This is a genomic window from Salinimonas chungwhensis DSM 16280 (assembly GCF_000378185.1).
GTDB lineage: Bacteria > Pseudomonadota > Gammaproteobacteria > Enterobacterales > Alteromonadaceae > Alteromonas > Alteromonas chungwhensis.
Genome location: NZ_KB899397.1, coordinates 1 through 13588 on the forward strand (window position 1 = coordinate 1; position 13588 = coordinate 13588).

At 40.5% G+C, this 13588-nt stretch carries 19 protein-coding genes; 16 read left to right on the top strand and 3 right to left on the bottom strand.

Annotation, left to right across the window (positions count from 1 at the left end):
- The 14 genes from F458_RS20900 to F458_RS0118530 all read left to right on the top strand — a co-directional run.
- The coding region (locus F458_RS20900; protein WP_040610809.1) for a hypothetical protein at positions 1-906 on the top strand (906 nt) is incomplete at its 5' end.
- Positions 907-941: 35 nt separating this feature from the next.
- The gene (locus tag F458_RS21175; RefSeq protein WP_269745210.1) at positions 942-1073 is read left to right on the top strand and encodes a hypothetical protein; all 132 of its coding nucleotides are present in this window, start codon (positions 942-944) and stop codon (positions 1071-1073) included.
- Positions 1074-1241: 168 nt separating this feature from the next.
- Positions 1242-1952 carry a hypothetical protein gene (locus F458_RS0118465; protein WP_018984927.1) on the top strand — a complete coding sequence of 237 codons (711 nt, stop codon included), beginning with the start codon at positions 1242-1244 and terminating at the stop codon, positions 1950-1952.
- Positions 1949-2287: a type II toxin-antitoxin system RelE/ParE family toxin gene (locus F458_RS0118470; protein WP_018984928.1), complete on the top strand. Its 339-nt coding sequence runs from the start codon at positions 1949-1951 to the stop codon at positions 2285-2287. The genes F458_RS0118465 and F458_RS0118470 overlap by 4 nt, the downstream gene beginning before the upstream one ends.
- 69 nt (positions 2288-2356) lie before the next feature.
- Positions 2357-2689, top strand: coding sequence for a helix-turn-helix domain-containing protein (locus F458_RS0118475; RefSeq protein ID WP_018984929.1), 333 nt, complete (start codon positions 2357-2359; stop codon positions 2687-2689).
- A gap of 22 nt (positions 2690-2711) precedes the next feature.
- The gene (locus F458_RS0118480) at positions 2712-3134 is read left to right on the top strand and encodes a DUF2513 domain-containing protein (protein ID WP_018984930.1); all 423 of its coding nucleotides are present in this window, start codon (positions 2712-2714) and stop codon (positions 3132-3134) included.
- 602 nt (positions 3135-3736) lie between these two features.
- Positions 3737-4045: a hypothetical protein gene (locus F458_RS0118490; protein ID WP_018984932.1), complete on the top strand. Its 309-nt coding sequence runs from the start codon at positions 3737-3739 to the stop codon at positions 4043-4045.
- A 340-nt stretch (positions 4046-4385) separates the two neighbouring features.
- Positions 4386-4712, top strand: a complete 327-nt coding sequence (locus F458_RS0118500; protein WP_018984934.1) for a hypothetical protein — start codon at positions 4386-4388, stop codon at positions 4710-4712.
- Positions 4713-4901: 189 nt separating this feature from the next.
- On the top strand, positions 4902-5177 hold the full coding sequence (locus F458_RS0118505; protein WP_018984935.1) for a hypothetical protein: 276 nt from the start codon (positions 4902-4904) through the stop codon (positions 5175-5177).
- 274 nt (positions 5178-5451) lie between these two features.
- Complete coding sequence (locus F458_RS0118510; protein ID WP_269745211.1) at positions 5452-6237, top strand: DUF6236 family protein; 786 nt, start codon at positions 5452-5454, stop codon at positions 6235-6237.
- Positions 6238-6360: 123 nt separating this feature from the next.
- The gene (locus F458_RS0118515) at positions 6361-6846 is read left to right on the top strand and encodes a hypothetical protein (protein ID WP_018984937.1); all 486 of its coding nucleotides are present in this window, start codon (positions 6361-6363) and stop codon (positions 6844-6846) included.
- 158 nt (positions 6847-7004) lie between these two features.
- Positions 7005-7472, top strand: a complete 468-nt coding sequence (locus tag F458_RS0118520; RefSeq protein ID WP_156824309.1) for a hypothetical protein — start codon at positions 7005-7007, stop codon at positions 7470-7472.
- Between the two features lie 60 nt (positions 7473-7532).
- Positions 7533-7769, top strand: coding sequence for a hypothetical protein (locus F458_RS0118525; RefSeq protein ID WP_018984939.1), 237 nt, complete (start codon positions 7533-7535; stop codon positions 7767-7769).
- A 17-nt stretch (positions 7770-7786) separates the two neighbouring features.
- Entirely contained in the window at positions 7787-8485 is a 699-nt protein-coding gene (locus tag F458_RS0118530) for an SOS response-associated peptidase family protein (protein ID WP_018984940.1), read from the top strand.
- 525 nt (positions 8486-9010) lie between these two features.
- On the opposite strand, the gene F458_RS0118540 is transcribed toward F458_RS0118530, so the two are convergent.
- Positions 9011-9511: a hypothetical protein gene (locus F458_RS0118540; RefSeq protein WP_018984942.1), complete on the bottom strand. Its 501-nt coding sequence runs from the start codon at positions 9509-9511 to the stop codon at positions 9011-9013.
- A gap of 663 nt (positions 9512-10174) precedes the next feature.
- Complete coding sequence (locus F458_RS0118550; RefSeq protein WP_018984944.1) at positions 10175-10792, bottom strand: hypothetical protein; 618 nt, start codon at positions 10790-10792, stop codon at positions 10175-10177.
- Positions 10793-10954: 162 nt separating this feature from the next.
- Between F458_RS0118550 and F458_RS0118555 the strand changes: the two genes are divergently transcribed.
- Together F458_RS0118555 and F458_RS0118560 are read left to right on the top strand one after the other, a co-directional pair.
- Complete coding sequence (locus F458_RS0118555) at positions 10955-11926, top strand: tyrosine-type recombinase/integrase (protein WP_018984945.1); 972 nt, start codon at positions 10955-10957, stop codon at positions 11924-11926.
- A gap of 499 nt (positions 11927-12425) precedes the next feature.
- Complete coding sequence (locus F458_RS0118560; protein WP_018984946.1) at positions 12426-12971, top strand: hypothetical protein; 546 nt, start codon at positions 12426-12428, stop codon at positions 12969-12971.
- Positions 12972-13122: 151 nt separating this feature from the next.
- On the opposite strand, the gene F458_RS20905 is transcribed toward F458_RS0118560, so the two are convergent.
- A partial coding sequence (locus tag F458_RS20905; protein ID WP_026294478.1) for a hypothetical protein occupies positions 13123-13588 on the bottom strand: 466 nt, incomplete at its 5' end.

The window sequence follows — 13588 nt, forward strand, 5'->3', positions numbered from 1 at the left end:
GTCTATAAAATTGATAACAGCAAGTTCGAGAACTGGAAGGCCACTATCAGTAAAGATAAGCAATTACCGGATACAAAAGCGGGCCTGCTAGCATTGCGTGACCAGTACGTAAGTGTTGAGCTGGTACAACAGCAGTTTTCAGATAGCGACTTCTTAAGTACGCGAGAACTGGACTTTGAGAACTACGTCAACGATATTGATGAAACCGGTGGCAAGTTTGTGGCCGAGATAAATGAGACTATCCAGAAAAGCCAGCAGTACCTGGATTCTTTTGCTACTCAAAAAGGCAGGAGTGACGAGGCGAAAGCAGAGCTTGATAAAAAGAAGCAAGCGCTAAGTAGCCAGCTTCAAGCATTGGACGAAGCTTTCAGCCAAAGCCGGGCCAAAGCAGCTACTTATTTTATTAAGTATGATAAAAAGGAGTTTCGAGTTTCTGACGAACTTGTCAAAGAAGCCAGTCGTGAAACTCGTTATGGTAACAAATCTGATAATAAGCCAATTGAAGACTGTCGAGAGTTTGTGACCTCGTCAACCTGGCTTTATCGGGATGAAGCCAAAACGAATGTATACGGCGAGCAATATGAACACGAGGGGCGTCATTACTGCCCATATTTTCAAATGCCCGGATATACACCAGATGAAAAGGCGAAGCTGAAAGCTAAGCTTCCGCAAGCCGCCATTGATGAGTTACGTAATGCATCCGGGGCATATATTCGCCAACTGAAATCCAGTCCTCAAATCAAAAAAGACTTGGCCCGTGTAGACCGTGATAACCCTCAGCTGGTGGAACAGGTTAATTCTTTCGGCTGGCGTGAAAGACAGCGCTACAACTCTATGAGCTTGGCATGTTCTACGATGCAATGGAAAAAGCCAGTGATATCCAACCGGATGGTACCTTTACTGTAAAAACAGATGCTAATTACTTGCTCCTGGTTGATTTGATGGATAAGCCAAATCCTCTTTCAACGCAGGTGGCGGTAATGCGAGTTGGTGACGATGACAAACAAACCGTTACTGTAACGGCAGACGACTTCATTCGCTATTCAAGCGTTCCGCAACTTTCATTTCAGTAAGTCTTGAAGCTTACTTGAAAAGGCAGCTAGGGGCTGCCTCTTCAGGTAAGCGTTTCCCATTCATCACTGCCTAATCGTCGATATTCAAGGTCTTCAAACTCTACTAATTGCTATCTGCAAAATAGAACGGCACAATTAGCGCAATATTACCTATAAAAATGCGCTCCAATGGAAGGTAGACCTATTACAAATGCTGAACTCTGGGAGCAACTAGTTCCAAGAAATTGCGGCAGGCAGAGTGAGCTTAGGCACAGAAACAAATTGCTCATTCTCTTAGCTACCCTGACTGGGTTGAGAGAAATTGAGCTGACGTTGATCACGAACCGGCTCTTCATAACACCAGAAGGGCAGTTAAACGAAGTTGTTGTTCTGCCTGAGTCGATTAGCCGCGACGGTTACGAACGTCCCATTGTCCTAAGTCACCCCGAACTTAAAAGGGCTTTTGAGTGCTATTTTGAATGGCTTATTCAGCACAAAATAAATAGCTATCCGCATAAACATTACTATGGCTTAGACCCTAATGCAGCATTACTTATTGCTGATAACTTTAAGCCGTTCACAACTCAAAGCAGGGGGAATGCAATTAGCCCCTTTGCCATGAATAAGAAACTTGATTCATTAATTAGCGATGCTGGTCTTTGGAATAAGGGGGTGAGACGAATTTCACTTGTACGAACATGCGTTATTGAGTTGTACCGCAACGGAGCAAGCACGACTGACATAATGATCATTACAGGCTTTAGTGAAGAGTCCATAAAGCAAATCCTGACAATGGATTATATGCAGCTAAGTCCAATCTATGATTGGTTTGAACAGCGAGCAGAGCGCAAGCAAAAGCGACTTGATAGCTTCAAAAAAAGAAGAAGATTTCTGTTATGACGAAGAAGTTTAAATTCATCAATACCCAGTCAAAGAAAGAGTTTCTTGCGTTGCCGGATGTCATTCAAAAGCGCTTTGCGAACGATCTAAACGCTATTTGTCAGGATAAAGAGCCGTTCAGTAAATTTAAGCATTTGAAAGACAGCGTAGGAATTGGTGCTGTGGAGCTGATTGAAAATGGCAGGCCAGCTTATCGAACTGTCTACGTGGCTAAGTTCGCTGATACAGTGTTCATACTTCACTCATTCACCAAGACTACCAACGGCGTTGATCGGAAGGCAATGGATACTGCCAAAAAACGCTACAAACTAATGATGAAAGAAATTAACGGCTAATATATCAAAACTTGTATAAATATCAGTATTGATATAAACTATTTGTTAGTTAACCAAAGAGATCTAATCATGGCATTAGAATACAGCAATATTTTTGACGCCATCACGGAAGATGCAGCAGAAGCGTCAGAGTTACAAACACGCTCTGACCTCATGATTGCCATTCGAGATATAGTGAATGCGAAGGGGTGGGACCAGAAGCAAGCTGCGGCTGCAATGGGTATCACTCAGCCTAGGGTAAGTGACCTGGTAAATGGCCGGATAGAGAAATTTTCTATCGATAAGCTGATGACCTGCCTATATAAAATAGGTTTTCGCTTCAAACCCCATTATGAAAATGAGCAACTTACTATGGATGTTCAGGTGGTTACTGATAACCAGCGCCCGAGTGCGATGGCCTAATTTAGTCATAAAGGTAATAGGGATGAAACCAAATATCGAGTATATAGCGCAGATATTAGACAAGTTCGAAAGTTGTGAGCACCCCCAACTCAGCTTTGTTGAACTGTGGAACAGTTTTGTGCTTCAAGAGGACAGCAACGAGTTTGTCTTCCACTTCAGGCTGTTAGTCGAGAATGGACTGATAAGCAGACACGACATGATCTCTAGCCCTATTAGTAGTCTTGGTCTGCATTATTCATCACCTTCTGACATAACTATTTTTGATGCTCAACTAAGACTTACACAGCAAGGTCATGATTTCGCAAAAGCATTAAACAATCGAGAAGTTTTAGCGAAATTGAAAGATGGATTTAAGGAAGCCCCTTTTAAGGTCTTATTTGATGGTTCTCAGCAGTTGCTGACACATTTCTTCAAAAAGAAGATCGACTCATTAACGGCAGAATAAGAGCAGTGATGAAATATGGAGAGAAAGAGATATGGACTTCATGACACAGATTGTACCCGCTGTAATAGTTCTGTTCGCAAATTTGGCTGGCGGGAGTCATGATTCATCCAAATACGAAATCTGGACAGCAGCATTTGGCTGGACATTTTTCATTTCATCATATTAGCATTTACATCTGTATGGATTTGGCCAGAGGCTACACCTTACTTGTTGCAGGTTAGTGGCTTTTCACTATTGACTGCTCTTACCAGAGACTTTGAAAAACTATTGAAGCCGCTCTTCAATACAAAGAAATAGGAAAAAAGTAGTAAATGGAAAATAACGAAAACATAGCGATAAAAGACATAGCAGAAGTGTTGGTTGTTATTGCGTTCACGGTTGCTCTAATCGTTTGTGCAATCTGGCTTATACCTGGTAACAACGGGTTCTCAGGCTCTTGGTTTCAAGTATCGGCAGCAGGGCTTCTAACGATAGCTGGCGCTAGGGATCTTTTGCGTACTCCTAAAGGGTCAAGAGTTAAGCCGACAATTATATTTTTTCTCAGCGGGTTTCTAGTTATAACCGGAGTAATCGGAGCGATTAGTTCACAATAGGAAACAGAAGTGAATATTAAGGAAGCTAAGCTTTGCCTCAAAATTTTTAGATATGAAAACTCGGCTGATGAGCCAGCAGCTGATAAAGAGTATTTATTAGAGACATTGGCAAAGGAGTTAGGTTACAAAGTTTATGATGGGTTCAAGGATGATGTTCTGACGTGTATTAAAGATAATAACTCAGAAGATGAGATTATTAACTGCATCCGAAGGAAATTAAAAAGACATTTTGAGCCAGAAAAGTCAAAAGAGCAGCTTTCATCTGCCCCTAAAAACGATTCTGCAACTCCACGAAGTAGCTTAAATTTCAAAAAATAATTACCACTAAGCCGGAATTTGCGATCTTTGTAGGTTTAGACGAATTGGAACAAGAAGAGGTCGTTCAGTGGGTTAGTTAGCCATATAGGACACAAGGGAACAATATGGGTAGGGATATTACAGAACACAAATATAAGTGCGACGACTGTGGTGCTGAAGGTCTAAAAATTGTTTCAGAGGACGATTGGATGCGCCAGACAATTTCTTGGGAAGGCTTTGAAAGTAAGTCTCCTGATCCAACTGCTGTAGCAAGAAAGAGAACGGATTATAGAGCATCAATTGGCATCTGCAAGTGTGGTAGCACTAATTTATCGAATGCATAGGAAATAGGAAACAAAAAATGGAAAAGATAAATATAAAAGATGGAAAAATGTACGTTCAAGCCGAAGCCTTTAATGGTGGAAAAGTCCTTCGTATTGGGGCACATGAAGGTGGGTGGATAGTATCTATTTCAGAGCTTGAGGCAATGAAATTTCATGACAATTTCCTTAATAGTGATAAGCCTTCAAATGAAAAGAATGGATTTCGTATAGTGGAAGGTAATCGCTCAGATAAGAAGTCAGTCGTGTTGGGAGTCGGAAGGGCTCAACTATTACTTAGTATGGAAGATACGAACTCAATCTTAGATCTAATAAAAAGGTCATCTGATACAATCTGGAACGTTTAGCGCGAGTAGCAACGAACATGTTCTTAGAGCATCTAAAACAGTGTAATGGGAAATAACAGCCATGCCAAAGTACCTCAAAATTACTGCTGGTGAACGTGCATACAAGGCAGTTCTGAAGCGTAACGGCATGACGATAGATAAGCCTGATTCAGAAGCGTTTAGACCGGAAAATATGAGATAGGATACGCCATGAACAAAATAATTAGTACATGCCAAGCAGACAACTGGTTTTTTATTCACGAATCCAACGAGGATTTCAATATTTTCAGAGTTGCCGTTTGGGCAACTTATTATGATGGTACAACCGGAGGTCTTGTATCAGTAGTCTCGGATGATGGTAAATCGTTGACTCCTCCACCAAACGTGAAAGGAACATATATCCATTGGGATGAAATGGATGAAAAGCAAAAAGGCCTCGCTGAGAAGTTGGGAAAGATAACAATCGATAATCTTAAAAAGCGGTAATGGGAAACAAGTTGGTTACTATAAATGGTGACGAAGTGGGACTATAGAAATTGGATTTGAGGAAGAATATTTATTCAAAGCGTCTGTAGCATTACCCGCAGTACATCTAATTTCTATTGGTGTAGCAATCCAAAAAATATCTGATTAATGGGAAATAGTAGCTATTATGTAGAGCAGAAAGGAGGGTAGGATATTGAGCCAAAGAGGAATTGTCATTGGGGATTCATTCGAAACAATTGTAAAAGGGACAAAAGGTCACGGATCTTTAGTAAGGTTGTCCGAATATGAATTAAGAAAATATTTACTTTTTTGGGACAAGCTCGATTTTCCTCTTACCGCTCTCACTATGTACCACCCTACCGCGTCGAGTTTGATGTTCTTGGAATCCGTAGGTGTTCTACAACGAACAAGAATTCACCATACGTATGGAAACAACGTGACTGTAGGACAGACCGTCTGTCCAGCTGAAATCATGACATACAACTCTATTGAACAAGCATTCGAGAAAAACGATGCAGAAGAGCCAGGTGTATGGACAAGTATAGGGCCGGACTATAACTCTAAGCCTGAAAAGAATGAGCTTCTAACCTCAATCGATTTTGAACTTTTTAATATGATTCCTGTTCCCCACTGTGATGTACCTTTAAATGATATTCTAGAATTTAAGCAAAGATATAGTGCTGAGTTAGATGCGTTCAGAGCGCATTTCGACGAAGTTTACCTGAAAATTGTATCTTCAAATGACGTCATAAGAGCTAAAAGTATTGAGATATATAGGCTCAATATTGCATTAAAGGATATAGATAGAGCAATGGAAGGAGTGGGTATAAGGAAGTCTATTGCGTCATTGCGAAGCAGAATTGCTCTCGACTTTAATAGTATTGCTGGCATTTCATTAGGTGGAGTTGGCGTAGCAGGTGTTTTGGAAGTGAGCCCATTAATCGCTGGTCTTGCAAGTGCTGGGGTTGCTATATCAATGGCCACTAGATCACCTAATCCTTTGAGAACAACAAACCAGCCTTACCAGTACCTAAAGTCTATTAGGAAAAGTTTAAAGTGAACCACTCATGTTCAATTTCTGCTTCATTGGTGACGGAGCTCACATGGATGAGAAACAAATGAACGTAGTCACGGAATGGGTGAAAGGCTCGGATAAGCATTAATTAACGATATAGGAAACATTATGAAGTACATTGGTTGGGCTATAGGAATAATTTTTGCCGCGATGTTTACTCACAGCTCTCTTAAAGAAGAAGGCGAGGAGATCGATTACGTTATGGACTCAATGAGCTTTCTTCTCGACTGGCGTAGAAATCAAGATTATCGGATAGCCTGCCATCAAGAGAGTGAAAATAAACAAGAAGAAAACGCTGTTAGCGTTGGACAAATAGGAGAGCTTATCGATAAAGGATTCATGGCGTGTGCATTAGAAAGCCGAGTTGGTGTCCCATTGGGTGTGGGTAAATTTCTAGCTGAGACAGCTTACGTCCCGATAAGAGCTGTAGTTCCATATGAGATGGCCAAAACAGCGTTACAGGGTGAGAAAACCAAGAGATGCAGCGACTATATCAAGCCGTTGATAGTTGCATGTCCAAGCTTATTAAAGCCATATTTTAAAAGGGTTGAGTTTATCGGGCAAGTAACTGATTCAGGCAACAGTGATAGGTAGGAAGTACGATGCGAAGAATAAGGATGGGGTTCGTACTTCTTGGGTTGATTAGTGTCTTCCCCTCTCATGCCAATGACAGTGTGGAGTGGTCAGCCGACTGTACAACAACTGGATTAATGCGTTGGACGTTCGATTTTGGGAAAGGGAGCACGTCAGAATTGAAAACCATTTCCATGCCTAATGCTGTTCACATGCTAAAAGTATCAGATGGAGGCAAAGTTTTTAAAAACGAGCAGAAAGGGCTATCCAGCTTCTATTTTCCTATGCGCCAAGCCAAAGAAGAGGTTTATATTTACTCTTCAGATAGCGAGATAGAGATTAGCTTTAACAGCTCTGCATTCTTAGATGCGCCTCGCGTAGCCAATCAATTAATCATGTCCCAAGGGCATTTGGTAGCCGAAACAGGGTTAGGGCAGTTCAAGCTAAACTACTTACCTGAAAAAAAAGAGATTATAGGTGTTCAAGTCAACTCTTCAAAGCGTTACGTACATGCGTTTGAATGCAACAACGTAAATCGAGACAGTTGGAGTAATCTTTTTTCGACCATTAAAAGGATGGCTGATATACGTTTAACTCAGCTTGAACCACACCAAATCAGGCAAAGTAGCTGGCGTACTTCGAAATAGGAAACACAAAGGGGCGAAGCGATCGGAAGCTGGTACTTCTAATTAATTAGGTGTTAAATAATGGATTTTATTATTCTTTTATGTAAGAAGCTCGCAGAAGCAGTATTTATTGCTGCAACATTTTTAATAAAGTTTTCGTTCGAATTGATGCTTACGCCTAGCGATGAAAACAATGCTGATAGTATTAGCGAATATGAATGTGATCATTATGATCCATCGCACTACATAGTGACGACTGATGATGAAATTCTACCCGTTAGCAAATACGCTTACAAAAAAATCGATAATGATTTTTAAATCGAGGAATTACGTCTATGTGTGGCTTCATCCAAAGAGATGCCGGCTCCCCGGGAGTCTTCAATATTCTCCGTAAAGTTGGGTTGGACAATCTGATCCCAGCGTTTGAAAAAGAAAATGCCGGTTTACTTAACTTCTATCCTGCGTTTGGCAAAAACCCTAATCGACAAATTAAGAATCTTATTATTAGCCCAAATAAAACAGTCGATGCTACCTGGTGGTTCGATTGCAAGCCAGATGGCGATACGTTGGAAGTAGGGGACAGAACGACTTTTAATGCTCGCAACCTCGATAGTCCTTTTTGGAAAGGCGCTGTACGACATAACAGAGCGATTCTTGTGGGTACCGCTTTAGGTGAATCAAATAAGGTAGGCTCAACGAATGAGCATTACCTCATGAACGCCAAGGGAGCGATACTTTTTGGTGCGGTGTATCGTGAATTTGAAAATGGCTGCTATTCGACAGCCGTTATCACCCGGCCACCACATGAACGATTCAGCAAATATCACCAAAAATCGATACCCTGCTTTTTGCCTCACGATAAAGGTTTTGTATCCGCGTGGCTGGATGGCGATGCAAAGGATGCTTTGGTTATGTCCGAGCTTGATAACCCAAAAATACATCAAGATCTTGCCGTCACTAAAGTTAAAACCTTTAAGGGTGGTGAATCGTTAAGTGATGATGAATTGTTAGTCGCCGATCAGGAGCCTATGTAAGTCATTGAATCGTATATAGTATCACGCATGATAAACGGAATTATCATGCGTGATATTAAAGTTTCTCAGTTTTTTAGAATGTATTTTGCAAAGTCACAAAAAAAGTATTGTGTAAACAATGAATAAGAAAACATAAAAAGAATGAGCGTAGTTTATTACCTGACGAATTTAATACATTAGCTAGTATGTAAAAATTGGGGAGCGCAATTATCGCATTGATAATTGAGTTAATAAGATGAATAGAGGAAATCACAAGTGAGACCAATATATTTTTAACAACCCTTGATTTTATTCTTTTTAGTATGAAAAGAATAAATAGAATGAATAAAGTCTCTACAAATGGAGATATAAAGCAGGTTTCAAGATAATTTATATCCACTCTTTTTTCCGGGGTCTCCAACGCCGTATTATAGGATATTGGAAGTAAAACCGAACTCAGTAATAAAGATATAAGGATTGTTAATGATGTATATTTTAACAAGCCTTTTAAGAATTGAGTGGCACCTTTTAAGGTGCCAGATCTGGTTACCAGCATGTCACTTGCATTGTCATCTTTTCACTACCTGAAAGGCCAGTCTTTGTGATCCTACAAGCGCCACCGCCGCCAAACCCACGAACGATGTAATCAGACCAACTTTTATCAATTCTAGTCGCAAGATCTGTGGAAACAGTGCCTTGCCATTCTCTTTCGCCAGGATTACCATTTGGCGTTAGTATTACATCCATTTGCAATTTTCCTGATTTCATTCTACCACTCCCGATAGGTTTACCGCTAGAATCCTCTACAATTATTATAGGGGGCTCAGAATGAAAGCTATCCGATAAATCTTCAAGTAAACCTTTGCCAACCTCTAATACAGAACTAGCAGTGACACCTGCGAAAACATCTTTCGCAAATTCCGTAATTACTTTGGATTTCGTTTTAGTGGTTTTATAGACTAGATTATCGCTGTTAAGACTCTTAACGCTAGTGGAGTTGATACCATACTTGTCTATTAAGGAATAAACTTCAACTTCTACTTCCATATTATTAACAACCACATTACCTAGCCCATAAATTAACCTGTTTGCTGCTTTGCGTACGTCATTGCCATCCTCGCAGCTCTTACACTTAATTCTCGTACTAGTAATATGGTTATCCCACGTCCTAGCTGCCAGATATAGATTGTTCCAATCTCATAGTCACTTCATCGCCATCTGGCGTGGTAAAGCTAACATTTGACCTTCTATAAGAAAAACCCTTATTAACACATGTCATCAAGCTTTTATAATAATTATTCAATGAACTACACGTGTTAATGTAGTCTTCAAATCCTAATTCAACATCACCAAAACCAGAAGTTTCCATTTGCTGACCAAATGATTGAGAGCTTAATAAAAATGCTGTGTACAAGATCTATTTCATAAATATCTCCTATTTGAAAGAAATTTAACATTATTATCAATTTTACTGCCTGTCAAAAAAATGTTTTAATGGAAATTTAGTTATTTAAAAAAATATAAATTAATTTTTTGGCATTTAAATTGTTATATTTATTTTTATTTATGATTAAAATGAAAGGTTTTTTTAAAAAATTTCTATATCAAAAGGTTAATATGTTTTTATAATACGAACCAATATTAAAAGTTATAATCAAGATTTCATTGTAAAAACACTCTATTTTTTATTAAATAAACAATAGAGTGTTGTTAATTAACGCGGGATTTAAGATAACCGTTAATATTTTGACTTATACAAAATTCGTTTAAATATTCTCTTTTCGGGTCGCCAGTTCTTTTTTTTGATTGCTTAGCTGTACGCCAGGCAGAAAAATACGTCTTTTCAATGGCCAAAGCAACTCGTTGCCGGTCATATTTAGTCAATCTGGACATAAACCCACTTAGGAACAATTCATCGCTATTGTATTCTGCGGCCCCGACCTTTTCCTTAGCGGCATTTACGTCAGCTTGATAATCCTGATAGTCAGGTGATAGCAAAAAGTCCAGCGCTTCTTCATAACTGGCGGCGCCCACCTGGTCCTTAAACCTGTCCAACATTCTCAAATAGTGTTCTTTTAACTGAATATTCTTTAAACCGGTTATCTCACGATGTTTATGCGCCCGAAATCGATTTTGCAAGCGCTTGATGGCCGAGTCTTGCATAAATTCACGCAAATAGGCATAGGCAAGCTTGGGCTCCTGGCCCCGTACCTGCTCAATATCAATGTCTGCTGGCGAATTACCTTTCCATTCTGAATTTTCAACGGTTGAAATATACCGGTGAAAATTTTGTGTGATGTAGTCATGCCACAGCGTGTTGTCACTCATTTTTTAATTACCTGTAGTAAGCGTTACATATAACGCTATAAATTATACAAGTAACCACCCTGCTCTGCCATACTAAAAGAAGCGTTATATGTAACGCTATTGACGACTCATCTCCCCTGCTCTATTATTACAGATAATAACAGTTATCTGTAATAATGAACTATGAGCCAGGCACTGACATTAACAAGTGACAATTTCGCCATCGATGATGAACACTACCATCTGGTGGTGGATAATCTGACCGAGCTGCATGATTCGGTCTGGCACACCATGGCACTTAATACCCGAAAAGCCTACCAATCCGATTTCAATCAATACCTGCTGTTTTGCCGCGAACGTCAGTTGCCGGCACTGGCCAGCGACTGGAAAATCACCAAAGTGGCGTGTCAGGCGTTTTTTGACTGGATGATGCAATCGCCGCTGAGTCACCATTCCGTTAAGCGTAAGTTAGCGTCCATCCGCTTTTTTCTTGGCGTCAGTGAATTGCCGGATCCGTGGAAGCATTCCAAACTGTTCAGTCGCTATATCAACGGTACCCTAAAAGCCAAACCGTCAGCGCAGAAACAGGCCAAGCCGCTGCAATTACATGAGGCCCGGCTCGCGAATCATGTACTCGATGTTGATACGTTATTGGGGTTGCGGGATGCGGTGCTCATCAATCTGGCACTGGATACCCTTTTTCGGGCCTCGAACTTACTGGCCATCGAGGTCCAGCATATTGATTGGCAGGCAAAAACCATCTTCGCCCCACGCTCCAAAACGGACCAAGCCGGCGATGGCCACTATGGGTATATGTCGGATGAAACGGCCATGCTGTTGAAAAAGTGGTTAGCGGATGCCGGTATTGAAGAAGGTTTTATCTTTCGCAAATTATCACCTAAACAGACGGTCCAGTCTGAGCCCATGAAGTACCAGGCGCTATTGCGTCGATATGAAGCCGTGGGAATTGCCCTTAATACGGAAGGTAAGTTTACTTGTCACAGTACCCGAACTGGCGGGGTTTTGACTTTGCTATCCGCAGATGTGCCCATGGCTGAGATTGTGCTATCTGGGAACTGGAAAAGCGAAGCCATGGCGATTCGGTACGCTAAACAATATCGTGCCGGCACTGTAGGAATGGCCAAAGTAAGATGAAAGGTCACCAAATATACTGAATAATTCGCCGTATATAAAACGGACCTCGAAATTAGCGTCCGTCAGTTACGATATGTGAATTCAGTCGATGGCTGCACCACACTGGTTAAGTTCCCCAACGAAACTCGTTCTAAATCAAATAATCATGAGTTTGCTTCTGCGTTCTTTTGTATCCCGTGTTTAGCTAAGGGTTCTACCCAGATTTTACGTCTTTATCAAACCGTCTGTGAAAACTGGGTAGAACCCGTCCCATTACCTGCTGTACGAAGAAACAGCCAGGATTAACAAAGAACGAAAACAATTAGAGCTATTACAGGGGCCCCCAAATGCAGGATGAAACAAACGTTATTGATTTCCAACCCGATGGTTACATAAGCAGTAAACAACTGTGTGAACGATACGGTAATTTAAGCAAGTGTATACTATTATACTCGCGCGAAAAGAAGGGAAATTCCCGCCTTTTTTTATTACACTGGCCCAGGAATAAGGGGACCTGATAATGCTTAGATGGATTTATAGAAGAATTGCTGAACCGCACGTACTTGAAAACTGGGTAAGTGAAGAAACCACAAAATACCGAGCAAAAACGATTGGCCTAGCATTCGCGGTTTGTGTATTGGAAATTGGGGCTGTGAAATTGGAAAAGGTGGCCTGGTTCAAATTCCAAGCGAATGATTTTATAGATCCCTCAGCTCTTCTTTTAACCCTTTGTTTTTACATGCTTATAAACTTTCATTTAGGCTGGTACCGGGATAAAACATCTTTTTTTTACACAAATAAAAAAGGCACGATTGACACCATTGAAGATAACTTTTATAAGATAGTAAAGGGAATTGAAAAACATAATGATGCGGATCCTTTATCACCTGCTATTAACGGCTTATGCCGGGAATTGGATAAAACAAGTGATTATATAAAGGGACTTAACCAGCAACTTTTTAAACTCGGTTTTGTCAGTCAACTGTACTCAACATTCTGGTTAAATATAACTCCTGCTCTTTTCTTCAATGCCGCATTCTTTGCTTGGTTACTTGGACCATTCTAATAGCGGTCACTAAGCCCGCTATTAAAATCCACCACATCGGGTCGACATCAGGTCACCACTGCGAAGGCAGTGGTCTGCTTTAGACAAGGGGCAGACGCTCAATAATGCTTTCTATAAAAAGAGTTAATATTGTTCCTACGTGCAGCCGCCCTCAGTCTTGTGCTTTATTCAAACGTCGCTGAATAAACTGATCAATATCTGTATTCGAGCATCTAATCCGGTCAACAGAGGCTGAGCTGTTGAGTACGCTAGCCGATTGAGAGTTTTGGTTCGTTCCAAGCGTTCCGTTTAGTAATCGGCTTACGAGTGTTAGTGTACTTCCCTTAATCGAATTGCAATCTACTGTAATAGCGAGTTTTTCCATTCTCTCATGATCATCGTCACGGTAAGTTCTTACTGGAATATCTAAATCTGGGGATATCTTTTGTTTTTGAATAACCCGTATATCATGATGCATTAAAGTTTCAAAGGCGTGTTGATTAAATGCGCCAAGATCTTTGCTTGCTTTGGTTGCAAATATGTCAACTCTAGCCTCCTGATCATTCGAAGGAGAATTTGCATCTACCTCAAATCTAAATTGATTATCATCCTCACCCTTGAGACTGTCGAATTGGACA

Excerpts from the sequence above, each read along its gene's own strand:
- F458_RS21175 (WP_269745210.1), top strand. The coding sequence starts at position 942 with ATGGATAAGCCAAATCCTCTTTCAACGCAGGTGGCGGTAATGCGAGTT.
- F458_RS0118465 (WP_018984927.1), top strand. The coding sequence starts at position 1,242 with ATGGAAGGTAGACCTATTACAAATGCTGAACTCTGGGAGCAACTAGTT.
- F458_RS0118470 (WP_018984928.1), top strand. The coding sequence starts at position 1,949 with ATGACGAAGAAGTTTAAATTCATCAATACCCAGTCAAAGAAAGAGTTT.
- F458_RS0118475 (WP_018984929.1), top strand. The coding sequence starts at position 2,357 with ATGGCATTAGAATACAGCAATATTTTTGACGCCATCACGGAAGATGCA.
- F458_RS0118480 (WP_018984930.1), top strand. The coding sequence starts at position 2,712 with ATGAAACCAAATATCGAGTATATAGCGCAGATATTAGACAAGTTCGAA.
- F458_RS0118500 (WP_018984934.1), top strand. The coding sequence starts at position 4,386 with ATGGAAAAGATAAATATAAAAGATGGAAAAATGTACGTTCAAGCCGAA.
- F458_RS0118505 (WP_018984935.1), top strand. The coding sequence starts at position 4,902 with ATGAACAAAATAATTAGTACATGCCAAGCAGACAACTGGTTTTTTATT.
- F458_RS0118515 (WP_018984937.1), top strand. The coding sequence starts at position 6,361 with ATGAAGTACATTGGTTGGGCTATAGGAATAATTTTTGCCGCGATGTTT.
- F458_RS0118525 (WP_018984939.1), top strand. The coding sequence starts at position 7,533 with ATGGATTTTATTATTCTTTTATGTAAGAAGCTCGCAGAAGCAGTATTT.
- F458_RS0118530 (WP_018984940.1), top strand. The coding sequence starts at position 7,787 with ATGTGTGGCTTCATCCAAAGAGATGCCGGCTCCCCGGGAGTCTTCAAT.
- F458_RS0118540 (WP_018984942.1), bottom strand. The coding sequence starts at position 9,511 with ATGGAAGTAGAAGTTGAAGTTTATTCCTTAATAGACAAGTATGGTATC.
- F458_RS0118550 (WP_018984944.1), bottom strand. The coding sequence starts at position 10,792 with ATGAGTGACAACACGCTGTGGCATGACTACATCACACAAAATTTTCAC.
- F458_RS0118555 (WP_018984945.1), top strand. The coding sequence starts at position 10,955 with ATGAGCCAGGCACTGACATTAACAAGTGACAATTTCGCCATCGATGAT.
- F458_RS0118560 (WP_018984946.1), top strand. The coding sequence starts at position 12,426 with ATGCTTAGATGGATTTATAGAAGAATTGCTGAACCGCACGTACTTGAA.